General features: G+C 58.6%; 12 protein-coding genes. 10 read left to right on the forward strand and 2 right to left on the reverse strand.

All coding sequences use genetic code 11. From position 1 onward, the window contains the following. Positions 1-13: 13 nt before the first annotated feature. The 7 genes from ACUN8C_RS03475 to ACUN8C_RS03505 all read left to right on the forward strand — a co-directional run bounded on the left by ACUN8C_RS03475 (position 14) and on the right by ACUN8C_RS03505 (position 9,005). Positions 14-1,450, forward strand: coding sequence for an FAD-dependent oxidoreductase (locus ACUN8C_RS03475; RefSeq protein ID WP_445620913.1), 1,437 nt, complete (start codon positions 14-16; stop codon positions 1,448-1,450). Between the two features lie 150 nt (positions 1,451-1,600). Further along, entirely contained in the window at positions 1,601-1,855 is a 255-nt protein-coding gene (locus tag ACUN8C_RS03480) for a hypothetical protein (protein ID WP_445620914.1), read from the forward strand. Positions 1,856-2,089: 234 nt separating this feature from the next. After that, the gene (locus tag ACUN8C_RS03485) at positions 2,090-4,744 is read left to right on the forward strand and encodes a type VI secretion system Vgr family protein (protein ID WP_445620915.1); all 2,655 of its coding nucleotides are present in this window, start codon (positions 2,090-2,092) and stop codon (positions 4,742-4,744) included. Between the two features lie 13 nt (positions 4,745-4,757). Beyond that, a complete protein-coding gene (locus ACUN8C_RS03490) occupies positions 4,758-5,552 on the forward strand; it encodes a DUF4123 domain-containing protein (RefSeq protein WP_445620916.1) in 795 nt (264 codons plus the stop codon). A gap of 43 nt (positions 5,553-5,595) precedes the next feature. Next, complete coding sequence (locus tag ACUN8C_RS03495) at positions 5,596-6,279, forward strand: DUF3304 domain-containing protein (RefSeq protein ID WP_445620917.1); 684 nt, start codon at positions 5,596-5,598, stop codon at positions 6,277-6,279. Then, the gene (locus ACUN8C_RS03500; protein WP_445620918.1) at positions 6,276-8,444 is read left to right on the forward strand and encodes a T6SS phospholipase effector Tle1-like catalytic domain-containing protein; all 2,169 of its coding nucleotides are present in this window, start codon (positions 6,276-6,278) and stop codon (positions 8,442-8,444) included. Before ACUN8C_RS03495 ends, ACUN8C_RS03500 begins: the two co-directional genes overlap by 4 nt. Before the next feature lie 186 nt (positions 8,445-8,630). Beyond that, a complete protein-coding gene (locus ACUN8C_RS03505) occupies positions 8,631-9,005 on the forward strand; it encodes a GNAT family N-acetyltransferase (protein ID WP_445620919.1) in 375 nt (124 codons plus the stop codon). Positions 9,006-9,177: 172 nt separating this feature from the next. On the opposite strand, the gene ACUN8C_RS03510 is transcribed toward ACUN8C_RS03505, so the two are convergent. Both ACUN8C_RS03510 and rutR read right to left on the reverse strand, forming a co-directional pair. Beyond that, positions 9,178-10,374: an NAD(P)/FAD-dependent oxidoreductase gene (locus ACUN8C_RS03510; protein WP_445620920.1), complete on the reverse strand. Its 1,197-nt coding sequence runs from the start codon at positions 10,372-10,374 to the stop codon at positions 9,178-9,180. 106 nt (positions 10,375-10,480) lie between these two features. Continuing rightward, on the reverse strand, positions 10,481-11,140 hold the full coding sequence (rutR, locus tag ACUN8C_RS03515; RefSeq protein WP_445620921.1) for an HTH-type transcriptional regulator RutR: 660 nt from the start codon (positions 11,138-11,140) through the stop codon (positions 10,481-10,483). A 302-nt stretch (positions 11,141-11,442) separates the two neighbouring features. Here rutR and ACUN8C_RS03520 point away from each other — a divergent pair, with 302 nt between their 5' ends. The 3 genes from ACUN8C_RS03520 (at position 11,443) to ACUN8C_RS03530 (ending at position 14,207) form a co-directional block, all read left to right on the forward strand. Beyond that, entirely contained in the window at positions 11,443-12,756 is a 1,314-nt protein-coding gene (locus ACUN8C_RS03520; protein WP_445620922.1) for a solute carrier family 23 protein, read from the forward strand. A gap of 142 nt (positions 12,757-12,898) precedes the next feature. Continuing rightward, positions 12,899-13,615, forward strand: a complete 717-nt coding sequence (locus tag ACUN8C_RS03525) for a gamma-glutamylcyclotransferase (protein ID WP_445620923.1) — start codon at positions 12,899-12,901, stop codon at positions 13,613-13,615. Positions 13,616-13,703: 88 nt separating this feature from the next. Then, the gene (locus ACUN8C_RS03530; RefSeq protein WP_445620924.1) at positions 13,704-14,207 is read left to right on the forward strand and encodes a cupin domain-containing protein; all 504 of its coding nucleotides are present in this window, start codon (positions 13,704-13,706) and stop codon (positions 14,205-14,207) included. Positions 14,208-14,250: the final 43 nt, after the last annotated feature.

Raw genomic sequence — 14,250 nt, forward strand, 5'->3', positions numbered from 1 at the left:
GGAGTGAATTCAAATGGCAGAACAGCTCTCCAACGATTTTCAGTTTATTGATGTGGGTCGCCAGGACCCGAAGAAGAAGGAAGCGCACCTGCGCGTGCAGGAGTTCGGCGAGATCTATGAAGAGTATCGCCCGCGCGACGCCGCAAGCCAGGCCCATCGCTGCCTGCACTGCGGCAATCCGTACTGCGAGTGGAAGTGCCCGGTGCACAACTACATCCCCAACTGGCTAAAGCTGGTCACCGAGGGGAATATTCTGGAAGCCGCCGAGCTTTCCCATCGCACCAACTCGCTGCCGGAAGTGTGCGGGCGCGTCTGCCCGCAGGATCGTCTGTGTGAAGGCGACTGCACACTCAACGATGGCTTCGGTGCGGTGACGATCGGCTCGATCGAGAAATACATCACCGATACGGCCTTTGCGATGGGCTGGCGTCCGGATATGTCAGGCGTTGAATGGACCGACAAGCGTGTGGCGGTGATCGGAGCAGGCCCGGCGGGGCTGGGCTGCGCCGATGTACTGGTGCGCAACGGCGTCAGGCCGGTGGTCTATGACCGCTATCCGGAAATCGGCGGACTTCTGACCTTCGGCATCCCGGAATTCAAGCTCGAAAAGAACGTCATGCAGCGCCGTCGCAAGGTATTCGAGGAGATGGGCGTCGAGTTTCGCCTGGGCGTGAACATCGGCACCGATGTCGCGATCACCGAGCTGCTGTCGGAGTTTGATGCCGTCTTCATGGGCATGGGCACCTACAAGTACATGGAAGGGGGCTTCCCCGGCGAGCAGCTCGACGGTGTCTACAAGGCGCTGGACTACCTGATCGGCAACGTGAGCCACAATCTGGGGTTTGCCAACACCGGCCCCGACTTCGTCTCGCTCAAGGGCAAGCGTGTCGTGGTGCTCGGTGGCGGCGATACGGCGATGGACTGCAACCGTACGGCCCTGCGCCAGGGCGCCGACGAGGTGACCTGCGTCTATCGTCGCGATGAGGCCAATATGCCCGGCTCGCGTCGCGAGGTGAAAAATGCTCGCGAAGAGGGCGTCGAGTTTCTCTTCAATCGCCAGCCGATTGCGGTGGTGGGTGAAGACGGCCGGGTCGAGGGCATCAAGGTCGTGCGGACCCGCATGGGCGACCCGGACGAGAACGGACGCCAGCGTGCCGAGGTGGTCCCGGATTCCGAAGAGATCATCGAGTGCGAGGCGGTGGTCGTGGCGTTTGGCTTCCAGCCCCACGAGGTAGATTGGTACAGCGATCATCGCGTCGAGATCGACGACCGCGGTCGCGTGCTGGCGCCCGAGCAGGGGGACATGGAAATGAAGCGCTTTGCCTACCAGACCGGCAACGAGAAGATCTTTGCCGGCGGCGATATGGTGCGCGGTTCGGATCTGGTGGTGACTGCCGTCTTTGAAGGTCGCCAGGCCGCCGAAGGCATTCTGGACTACCTGCAGGTCTGATCACGACCGGGCAGATCAGGGGGCGTCGGCCATTGTGCCGACGCCCTTTTTTTGCCCCTGATCGCGCCTGCGTCGGTGGTATGTGCGCCGTCAAATCTATACAGTGGCGCCCTCGCGATACACTGCAATGAACGGACAAGGGTAGAGAACATGATCAGGCTGGAACGCAATATTCTGGATCAGGCCAATAACCATATGCGTGAACTGGAAGATCATGTCATGGGTAACAACGATGGTGATCAGAAAAAGGCGCTGGACACCTGCAGCCAGCTCAAGGCGCTGCTGGCGCTGGCCGAGATCCGTGACAGCGGCATGTCTGACGAGTGCGCTGGCATGCTCGAGGAAATCGAGCGCCGCTCGAAGCTGGTGATTTCAAAGCTCGAAGACAGCCGCCTCAGTATCTAGGCGCTTCGCTGAGCCGAAACGCTACGGGCGTCCTGATCACAGGGCGCCCGTTTTTGTTTTTCCAGGACGCGAAACAGCTTCTCTAAAGCCTTGCAGAACGTTATTGGTAGATGGGTAAAGGGAACGCCATGTCGTACAAGGCACTGGCATGTCCGGTGACATGGTTCCATGCAATCTTCCATGTGGTATGTGTTAAATTAGTAGATTAATTATAAGGCGGCAGAGCGCAGGAAAATGTCAGATTCGCTACTGGATAGTGTACTGGAACAGTTCGGCATAACACTGTCGCAGTCGCAGCGTCTGCTGCGTCTGGAACTGGCCGGTGCGGCACTGCTGCCGCATCGATTAGTGGGCGAGGAGCGCGTCAGCGCGCCGTTTCGCTATCGCCTCGACTGCATGGCCCAGCAGGGCGATATCGAACTCAAGTCGCTGATGGCCCAGCCGGCAAAGCTGAGCTTTTTGCAGGCCGACGGCAGCACTCGTACCCGCCATGCGCTGGTCGAGGAGGCCGCGCTGCTGGGCGAGGACGGTGGCGTCTACTATTACCAGCTCACTCTGGTGCCGTGGCTTGCGATGCTCAAACTGGGCCGCGACAGCCGCCTCTTTCAGGATCGCAGCGCGGTCGACATCCTCACTGAAGTGTTTGACGGCCACGCCATCGCCCGTGGCGGCTACCGCTTCGACCTGCGCCGCGAGTACCCGCCGCGCAGCTACTGCGTCCAGTACCGCGAGAGCGACTTCAACTTCATCAGCCGGTTGTGTGAGGAAGAAGGCCTTTTCTACTATTTCGAGCATGCCGGGGACGGCGTCAGCAATCCTGATGGCAGTGAACAGGGCAAGGGCGACGACAGCAGCGCCGCCTTCGACGGCCACCGGCTGGTCATCACCGATGACGTCGACACCTGCCCGCCGGTCAGCCCGCAGGCGATCCGCTTCCACTGCCAGGCCGCCACCGAGACCGAGGACGCCCTGAACCAGTGGGGTGGCGTGCGCCGCGCCCAGCCCACCCGGGTGAGCGTCGGCACCTTTGACTACAAGCAGCCCGCCCTCACCAAGCGCACCGGGCTGGACACTCTCGATGATCAGGGCAACCTGCCGGCCACCGAGGTCTACGACTACGCTGGGGAATACTACTACCACGGCCATGATCGCGGCGAGCGCCTGACCGAGAACCGGCTCGAGGCCCATGAATCGCTGGCCAAACGCTTTCACGGTGCCGGTGGTGCGCGACAGCTGCAGGCCGGCCACTGGTTCGAACTCACCCAGCACCCGCTGCACGACACCGGCGGTGAAGCCGAACGGCAGTTCCTGCTGCTGGGCATTACCACGCATGCCGAAAACGCCCTGCCGGTCTCGGCGCATCTGAAGCGTCTGCCCGGCAGCCTGCAGGCCGAGATGGACGCCGCCCGCCGCGCCCACGGGCTCGATGAGGATCAGGTCGAGCAGGGCAGTGACCTGCTCGACAACTACCGCAGTGCCGGCACCGGCCACTTCCTGGTCGACATCGAGGCCCAGCGCCGCAGCCAGCCCTATCGCACCGCACTGACCCATCGCCGCCCGGTGATCGGCGGTCCGCAGACCGCCACCGTGGTGGGGCCGGAAGGCGAGGAGATCCATACCGATCACCTCAACCGGGTCCGTGTCCAGTTTCACTGGGACCGTACGGGGCAACGTAACGAACAGTCCGGCGTCTGGCTGCGAGTGGCCCAGCCCAACGCCGGCGGCGGCTGGGGCGGGGTGTTCGTGCCCCGCATCGGCCAGGAAGTGCTGGTCGACTTCCTCGAAGGCGACGCCGACCGGCCCCTGATCACCGGGCGCATCTACAACGGCGAACAGACCCCCGACTGGCACAGCAATGGCCTGCTCTCCGGCATCAAAAGCAAGACCTATCGCGGCAGCAAATACAACGAACTGGTGTTTGATGACGCCACCGATCAGGAGCGGGTGCGGCTCAACTCCGAGCACTCGAAAAGCCAGCTCAACCTCGGCTACCTGATCCACCAGAACGGCAATCACCGGGGTGCCTTCCGCGGCACCGGCTTTGAGCTGCGCACCGACGCCTATGGCGCCATCCGCGCCAACGAAGGGCTGTATCTCTCCAGCTGGGGCCAGCTTGGTGCCAGCGGTGATCAGCTCGACCTGCGACCGGCCTTTCAGCAGCTCAGCACCGCCCACGAGATGGCCGAGTCCCTGAGTCAGAGCGCCGCCGGCCATAACGCCGAGCCGCTGGCAAGCAATACATCGCTTAAAAAGGCCGGAGACGACACCCAGGCCCCCTACGGCAACAGTGAAATGGCCGGGGGCGATCAGAGCAGTGCCCTCGGCGCGGTCGACAGCGGCGGGCGCGGCCAGAGCCCCGGTCTCAAGGCCCCCTGGCTGCACGCCGCCGCATCGGCGGGTATTACCCTGAGCACGCCGGAATCGACTCATCTGGTTCAGGGGCGCTCGCTTGGGTTGGCCAGCGGTGAGGACGTGACGCTTGCCGCCGGGCGCAGCCTGATTGCCTCGGTCTCCGAAAAGCTCTCGTTTTTTGTGCAAAAGGCCGGCATCAAACTCTTCGCCGCCCGCGGCAAAATCGACATTCAGGCCCAGTCCGACAATCTGGAAGCCACCGCCCGGCGCGATCTCAACGTCACCTCCAGCGATCAGAAGATCGACCTCGCCGCCGCCGAGGAAATTCTGCTCGTCAGCGGCGGCGCCTATGTGCGGCTCAAGGGCGGCAATATCGAGATTCACGCGCCGGGGAAGGTGGATATCAAGGGTGCGAGCAAGAGTTTTACCGGGGGAGCGGAGATGACGCGCACTTTCCCTGAGATGCCTGAAGGCATTTGCGTGGAGTGTCTTTTGAAAAATCTGTCATCCGGTTCGCCGCTGGTCAGTGTTTCCTGACAGGAGAAATAGCATGTGGCTGATAGACCCATACCCGCAGGACTGGACAGAAGAGACGCTGGCATGGACCGATCAGCTGTCTCGGCAGCATCCCGAGGCGAACCTGTATTTCCTGATCGATGCCGCTTTCAACAAGAACGCCTTGCTGCCCTTTTTGCACACCCATGTGGCACAGAAACACTGGTATGCCCTGTATGCCAATGCACCCAATGCCAGTGACAGAGTGCTGGCTGTTTCTCCCATCCTGGTGATGCCGCGCGATCTGCCACGAGATGTCCTGATCGAGCTTTTCAAGCTGACAGATGGCATGCCCATGCTCAGCCTGATCGTTACTCCCGAGCCGATGAGTGCAGTAATTGAGCGGCTGTCCGCCTTTCAGGTGGTGACGGTGCAGGAGATGCGATTTGTGCTGCGCCTGAGCGATACCCGCAGGCTTCCCCAGCTCATCGCAATGCTGAACGAGCAGCAGCACGCAGCGCTAATGGGGCCGGCGCTGGCCTGGCACTACGTGGATCGGGAAACACACTGGCAAAACGTGCCCCTGCCGGAATACGCGATAGACCCACCCGGGCGAGTAACGTTTGATGATCAGCAAACTGCAGAGCTGCTGAACATGAACACCATCGACGCCCTGATGGACATTATCCGGCGGGAGGAAGCCTGGCTTTATAACGCCTTCGAAAAACCCTCCAGCCGTTATCGATGGATCGAGCAGGCGCTTGCCAATACCGAGGCACCCGTGACGGGCTACGCCGATCAGATGCAGTGTTGCCGAGCAGCGGCCCAGGCCGATGGCCTGCTGTCCTGATTATTTACGAATACGTGCAAAACGACGGAAAAGGAAAGATCGCATGACCTTTAGACCTCTGATAGCACTGCTGCTGACGCTATTACCGCTTGCGGCCTGTAGTGAAAGCAGTGATAGACACCGTGTCGGCGTCGGAGTCAGTGGCGTGAACTACACGGACCAATCATTTGGAGGATACGCTGTCCGAGAACCAGGTGCAGAGAAAAGCAGTGCAGGGGGCGAACCGTTGGGCCCCTACAGTGCCGGTGGCGTCATGTGCTGTTACAACCTGCCGAAAGAGTGGCATGAAGGGCTGCAGGTGGAACTGGTTATTCGAAGAGGCCTCAAAAGTACCACTTCCGAAGGTCGCTCTCGCGAATTTGCCGAGCGCAAGAAGAATGGCACGGTGAATGACTATATTAGAGTTGACGTGCCGCGCTATGACAATGCCGACAACGCCACGCTCTGGGTCGAGATGTTGCCCGAGGATCAGTACAAGGTAGTGGTCAGCGATGTCGATCCGAATCATGAAGATTGGCCGGGCGACATCAAGGGGTGGCCTGTGCCTTCGGATGAGTATCGGAATAAATTGATATTAGAGAAAATCGAGTCGAATGAAGGGGTTATTCGAAGTTTTGAGCAAGGCATTAAGGATCAAGAAGGAACTCCTGACCAAATAGAAGATTACAAACGCCATATTAAAAATATAAAGAAAGAAAACGATGAACTGAGGGAGTTGCTTAAATGAGCGCTAGGGTTGCAAGTCTTCTAGAAAGCACCTTCGTTAATCCTTCAGATAGAGGCGTATTCTTCAGTGTTGCAGAACAAAACGATATACAAGGAAAATACGAGAAAAGGGAAAATAACGATAATCCTCTTGCACCTTGCGATACCAATCTCTTCCTGGGTTTTTTCTTCGATGGTACCGGCAATAATTTCGCAGACAGTCTGGAGCGAGGCGATAACAGCCAGTCCAACGTGGCACGCCTCTATGGTGCATTTCCAGGGTTGAGTGTGCCCGGCGTTCTGCCGCCGGAGACCGATTGGCAGACCAATGTTGCCGATTATGATAATTACTTCCGAATTTATCTTCCGGGCATCGGCACGCGTTTTGAACAGGTTGATGATTCCGGAGAAGGGTTCTGGGATGCCAAGCTGGGCGGTGGCACCGGACGACTAGGACAGGTCCGAATCACCTGGGCACTGGCACAGGCCATCAATACAGTGTATCGATATTTTACCGGCAAATCCTTGATTAGCCATCAGCAGGCCGAGGGCTTTGGGAAAATGGCGCAGCTGGGTAGCGCTTCATTAAGCAGCCATACCCGGCACGTAGAATACACCTTTCTGCATACCTGGCTCTCTACCCTACACCAAGCCATCGCACCACATATGCCTGACAAGGACAACGCAGGGCTTCCGCAGAACAAGGATCCAGGCATTGTCAAAAACATCTATATCTCGACCTTCGGATTTTCACGCGGCTCTGCTCTGGCACGGGTGTTTACCAACTGGCTGATTCAGCTCTGCGAGCTGGATGCCCGCATGACCGGTAACTCGGGACTGACGCTGGGCGGCTTCAGAGTCACGTTCGATTTTCTGGGGCTGTTTGACACCGTGGCCTCGGTGGGCATTCCCAGCCTGATTTCCTTTGCCAGCGGTCACTTTTCATGGGCCGATGCAGAAAGAACCCTGAGTATCGACTCACGCGCAGGGCGCTGCCTGCACCTGGTCGCGGCGCATGAAAACCGTCGTTCCTTCCCGCTGGATTCCATCTACAACGACCACTCCATTCCTGCCAATGGCGAAGAGATCGTGTATCCGGGCGTACATTCCGATATCGGTGGAGGATATGTGCCCGGTTGTCAGGGGAAGGGCGTTGACCCTCTGGGCAAGGACTTGCTGTCCCGTATTCCACTGGCCGAAATGTACCGTCAGGCAAGGCTATCAGGAGTACCTTTAAAGCTTGAGCAGGCCGCTCCTGAAGTAAAAGATGATGCTTTCGAAATCACGTTGAAAACGATAGAAGACTTCAATGCGTATATTTCTCTGTGCAATGTGAAATCCGGTGAAACGGGTAAGGTTGTCCGTGAGCACTGGGAAAAAACCATTGAGTGGAGATTTGATAATCATCACCATGGCGGCATTGAGGTTTTGGAAAGTTATCAGCGTGCGTCGGATTTCGAGAGAAATGAGCTGAAAAGTGCCTACGAAGGGTTTGAAGAAGAGCTTGAAAGATACGATGAATTTAAAAAATATAGGGAGAAGGAGTTCAAAGAAATTGATGGGTTGGAAAGCCTTGAAAGCGCGCCTAAAACGGAAATAAGCCTTGCTGATTTCATGCAAATGGGCCCGGGCTGGGCTCTGAAATCACAGTCAAGAGTTCCGGGAGCAGATCCCTCGGTTATCAACGATTGGCTCAGGATCATTGATCTGGAGCCGTGCTTTTCACGTCCGTCTGAAGCTGTCGTCGTCATGATGGATCGTTATGTACACGATTCCATTGCGGGTTTCAGGCCTTTGGGCGAATTTGCTGACAGGGATGAAGCTATCACCTATCTGAAAACACTGGTCAAGCGTAAAAACAATATGGTAGCTGCAGCACCGCCTCGTTATATGAGCTCCAATATTGCAATGAGTGGTTTTGAAACAAGTCAGATGAGTAACCGTTTGACGGATGTTGAAATAAAACGAGCCGAATATTATGAAAAAACAGGTCGTATTCCTGAAATGACGGTTGGTGGGCGGGAGTCCTATCTGCTCGGCGGTGGCTATCTACGTTTTCGTCGCATTTATGCAGGTGCTGACGACCAACTGCTGGCGATCCTGGCACCTGAACATCAGCCGGGATATCGCGAGTCTCTTTTAGCTGCAAACAGCGGTGAGAAAAAGGTTCTGAATGAGGCGGTATAAGGTCTGGTGATCATAAGAAAGTCAGTTATAGCGGTCTGATCAGTTCGCCAGGGCGGGCGCCATGATCACAGGGCGCCCGTTTTGTATTCGGGGGCATGGTGTATTTTCAAATACCGTTACAGGTGAGCGGGCAGGGCCGTATCGAAAGCGTTGTCCGAAAGGCTCAAATCGTTTCAGGGGGATGTCATGGCGATTGTGTTGAAAAAATGTGGCCCGGCGGATGCCATGGAGGTCGCCGATATTGGCCGCGAGACCTATCGTCAGACGTTTGAGAGCCATTATGACGCTGACGTCATGGCGCAGTATCTTGATCGCGCCTTTGACCCTGACGCAGTGGCCTGCGAGCTCGGTAACCCACAGTCAGATTTCTGGCTGCTCGAGGTCGAGGGTCAAATGGCAGACTATCTAAAGGTGAACCGAGGCGATGCACAAACCGAGTCTCGGGAAGAGGGCAGTATCGAGATCGAGCGGATCGATCTTCTCAAGGCGTTTCAGGGACAAGGGTTCGGGCGAGTGCTTTTTGACAGGGCCATGGCCTTTGCCAGAGCCTCCAACAGCTGATTTGTCTGGCTGGGCGTCTGGGAAAATAATCACAGCGCGATTGAGTTTTACCGATCCATGGGATTCGAGGTCGTGGGGACCCACGACTTCCGAATGGGAGAGGTCGTGGATACCGACTACGTCATGCGCCTGGCACTGTCGTGAACGCCTGCCACACGACAGCGAATCACAATCAACTGATCTCGATACGCCCAACCAGCGTCTCTTCACTCTGCTCCGAGGTGTCGGCCAGTATCCGGCGGGCCTCAGCGAGCTTGTCCGGGTCCATGTTGAGCTGCAGCACCCCCTGAACCCTGCCGTTATCGAGGTAATACACCACGCCCTGCTCCTGAGGTGTGGCCCAGTCCTCGATGGTTTCGAATGAGCTGTCGAGTGTGCCGACGGCCTTGTAGGCCATGTCGAACACGGTGGAGTAGAAATAGGGCGTGTGGTCGTAGGTCTCATTGCTGCCGGCCATGATATGACCCACAGTGACCCCGGACTGGTTGGCGTGATCGACGTGCTCGATGCGTCGGCGACCCAGAATGCGGTCCGGATAGCAGGCCACGTCGCCGGCGGCGAAGATATGCTCATCCGCGGTCCGTAACTGCTCGTTGACGACCACACCGCCATCCACTTCAAGGCCGGCCTGTTCTGCAATCTCGACATTGGGCGTCACCCCCAGCCCGAACACCACCGCGTCGGCTTCCAGCGTACTGTCGTTATCCAGTGTCAGAATGACGTGATCGCCGTTGACCCGGCCACCTTCGACGCGGCGACTGCCCAGCAGCTTGACGCCCTGATCCAGATAGGTCTGGTGATAGCGACTGGCCAGCGACGGCGGAAACATCTTGCCGCCCAGCACTTCCTCGGGATAGACCAGCGTGACCTGCGTCTCGTTTTGCACCAGCGCCGCGGCAATTTCGGTACCGATATAGCTGCCGCCGACCACCACGATATGACGCTGTTCGCCCGACAGCTCGCGCAGACGGTCGTAGTCGCGCACGGTGCGAAAATAGAGCACACGATCGCCGGCAGGCAGGCCATCAAGCGTCACGGGCGCACCGCCGGTGGCCAGCAACAGCCTGCCGTAGCCGTGCACTTCACCCGAGGCTGTGGTGACGGTTTTCTCATCACGATCAATGCGTTCTACGCGCATGTCGGTATAGAGCGTGGTGTTCTCATCCTCTTCCGGTGTCATCCAGATCTTGTCATAAGTGAACTCCGGGTCGGTCCAGAGCTTTTTGGAAAGCGCGGGGCGTGTGACGGGGCCGTCGGGTTCGGCACCCAGAATGGCGATGCTGCCCGTTTTATCGTGCTCGCGAATGCCGTTAACGGCGTTGGCGGCCACCATGCCGCCTCCGATGATCAGATAATCATGACGTTGCATATCGACTCCCTGTCGTGAAAAGCGTTATGGCGCTTCGGCCTCCGGCCTGATAGCTCAAGCGTAGTTCAGGGCAGGGGAGTCTGTTGAGTAAAAAAATTAACCTGAATCAGGGCCGGGGAGGCATGAGTCCGGCCATGATGATCGTTTGAAGATTGGTGACGGCCGTCTCCATAAAGTCCGGATCTGCCAGCGTTTGTCCTGAAATGGTTTCAATCTGGACAGCAAAGTCAGCGTAGTGCTGGGTGGTGGCCCACAATAGATAAAACAGGTGCCATGGATCGGTCGGTGCAATGTCACCGCGTGCGATCCACTGCCGGATAACGCCTGCCTTGTCATCGATCAGCGCTTTTACGCTGCCTTCCAGCAGAGGGGTTAAAAGCGGTGCGCCCTGCACCACTTCCAGACAGTAAAGCCGCGAGGCTTCGGCATGATCGCGCGCGAGCTCCAGCTTGAGACGAATGTAGTGGCGGATGGCGGGCAGGGCCTCGACGTTGGGCTGCAGTGCCTGAAAGGGGGCGATCCAGATGTCGAGCGTTTCAAGTAACACCGCGGTATACAGCACTTCCTTGGTCGGGTAGTGATAGATCAGATTGGTCTTGGAGACGCCCGCCCGCTCGGCGATCTGATCCAGGCTGGTGCCGTGCAGGCCAAAGCGCGAAAAAAAGTGCAGGGCAGCGCTGCGCATGACGGCCCGGCGTTTCTCAACGCCACTACGGCGCTTGTCCGCAGTGGGGCGGCTGGTCTGGTGTGGCTGATCATCGGTCATCGGAGCATCATTTATCATCACCTGTTGTGGCCCTACGATATCAGACGTTGCCACCAGAACTCCCTGATTGATTGTGGCGCATGCCCTGTTTATTTATACCGTTAAGTAAGGTTTCGAAGGGCATTTCGGAGTCATTACTTCGCCGCTGCGCGCCGTCTATGGCGAGGCTGCCGAAAGGTTGAGATGTCAGCGGTCAACAAGGCGTGTTTGATCTGTTTTCATCGCAGGTGAGCATCAAAATGTGCGGGGCGATAGAATGCGCGCCATATCGCATTTGATGACAAGTCTGGAGTAGACACGAGATGGCACAATCTTGGTTTCCACGCTGGCAACCGGCCGACGCTGGCAAGGGCGGGCTGGTCGCGCCCGACGAGCGTCTGAGCGCCGGCCAGACGCTGATCATGGGCATTCAGCATGCGGTCGCGATGTTCGGCTCGACCGTGCTGGCGCCGCTTTTAATGGGGTTTGATCCCAATCTGGCCATTTTGATGTCCGGCATTGGCACCCTGCTGTTTTTCCTGATCGTGGGCGGGCGCGTGCCGAGCTATCTGGGCTCGAGTTTTGCCTTTATCGGCGTGGTGATTGCCGCTACCGGCTATGCCGGCAGTGGGGGCAACCCCAGTATTGGTCTGGCGCTGGGCGGCATTATTGCCTGCGGGGCCATCTATGCGTTGGTCGGACTGATCGTGATGGGACTGGGCACACAGTGGATTGAAGTGCTGCTACCGCCTGTGGTGACCGGGGCGATCGTCATGACCATCGGGCTCAATCTGGCGCCGGTCGCGGTCTCAAGCGTTTCCGGCTCAAGCTTTGACAGCATCATGGCGCTGGTCACGATTCTCTGTGTGGGGCTGGCGGCAGTCTTCACCCGCGGCATGCTGCAAAGGCTTCTGATTCTTGTCGGTCTGGTGGCGGCATATATGATCTACGCCGTGGTCACCAACGGCCTGGGCTGGGGGACGCCGATCGATTTCTCGGCGATCTCGCAGGCGGCCTGGTTTGGCCTGCCGACCTTCACGGCGCCCGAGTTCAGCACCCATGCGATGGTTTTGATCGCGCCGGTGGCGGTGATTCTGGTCGCCGAAAATCTGGGCCACATCAAGGCGGTCGGGGCGATGACCCAGCGCAACCTTGATCCTTATATCGGGCGCGCCTTTCTGGGTGATGGCCTGGCCACCATGCTCTCCGGGTCGGCCGGGGGTACCGGCGTGACGACCTATGCCGAAAATATCGGCGTCATGGCCGTCACCAGGGTCTACTCGACGCTGATCTTCGTTGCAGCCGCCGGTTTTGCGATCCTGCTGGGCTTTTCGCCTCGTTTCGGGGCGGTGATTCACACCATCCCCGGGCCGGTGCTGGCCGGCACATCGATTGTTGTGTTCGGTCTGATTGCCGTGGCCGGTGCGCGTATCTGGATCGAGAACAACGTGGATCTGGGGGATAACGCCAACCTGATCGTGGTCGCCGTCACGCTGGTGCTGGGGGCCGGCAATTTCTCGCTGAGCCTTGGCCAGTTCACACTTGATGGCATTGGCACCGCCACCTTCGGCGCCATTATCCTGCATGCCATTTTGCGTCGTGGTACGGCGCGCAGGACGCTGGAGGGCGGCCACTGACGTCAGGTTTGTTGCCATTGTTCCGGCCCCTGTCATGCTGCCGCCATGGCTGGGGCCGGGCGTTATCACAACCGATGCTTTCGTTTTCAGGGCTCGTTCACGTTAGGCTTGATGAGATGACTTTCATGAATGAGGGCGCTCCATGAACGAACAGCCGGATGAGGAACGACCGCTGGCCATGACGCGAGAGGTGCTTGAGGCCGATCGTCTGCGCGCCCACTACGAGAAATGCCACCCGCAGGAGCGGCTTGTCTCCAATGACGCCTTTCGTGACTCGATCAACGAGATGCTTTCGAATCGACCGCCCTGCGCCGAGAAGATCGATGGCGTGTATCTCTTTGCCTATGGCTCGCTGGTGTGGAACCCGTGTATCGAGGTCGAGGAGCGCCGGCGCGTGCGCCTTGAGGGCTATCACCGTGACTTTTGTCTGAATCTGGAGCATGGCCGCGGCACACCCGAATGTCCGGGGCTGATGCTGGCCCTGATTCCCGGCGGGGACAGTGAGGGCATGGCGCTTCGGGTCAGCGAACAGCATCTGGCGCACGAGCTTTTACTGGTGTGGCGCCGCGAGATGATCACCGGTGCCTATGTGCCGTGCTGGGTGACGCTGGCCACCGATGAGGGCGAGCTGCCGGGCATTGCCTTTATCGCCAATCCGGACCACCCGCGCTATCTGCCGGGGCTTTCGGATGGCGATATCGTTCATCGTCTGGCCCGGGCTACCGGCGTGCTGGGCAGCTGCCTTGAGTATCTTGATAACACGGTGGCAGGCCTGCGCGATCTGGGCGTCGAGGATACTTATCTGGCCCGAATACAGCGCGCCGTGCATGCCTATAATCGCACCGCTCGCAGCCGTTAGAAGCTTTGCATATTTGTCGCAGAATGCCCCGTTTCCTGCTGTACTGATAGCGACTAGATGCCTGCATCACCATCCCCTGGATATATGAATGAAAAAGCCGCAGACCCTTTTGTTTCAGGAGGATGGCCGCATTCCCAATAGCCGCTATCCCGTGCTGCTCTATCGCGCCATAACGCCAGAAGACGGCCTTTCGATGGTAGCAACGCTTGAGGCCCTTTTTGAGCGAAATGGCTGGCCCGTTCAGTGGCGTGGCGGTGTCTTTGATTACCACCATTTTCACAGCACCGCCCACGAGGTGCTGGGGGTATACGACGGCGCCGCCACACTGCGTCTGGGCGGTGAGCAGGGTGAAGACATCGAGGTCAGCGCTGGTGACGTGATTGTTCTGCCGGCGGGCACCGGGCACTGTCGTATCAGTGCCAGCCACGATTTTGCCGTGACGGCCGGCTACCCGCGAGGGCAGGGAGACTGGGACATCTGTCGCAGCGGTGACGACACACCCGCCGTACGCCAGCGTATCGCGTCACTGCCGCGGCCGACGCTTGATCCGGTGGCGGGCAAGGCGGCGGGCGTGGCCCGCGACTGGGTCTGATGCCCATCGATAGCACACTGCCGGTTCAGGGCAGCGTTGACTT

It is taken from the genome of Kushneria sp. Sum13, assembly GCF_052692355.1.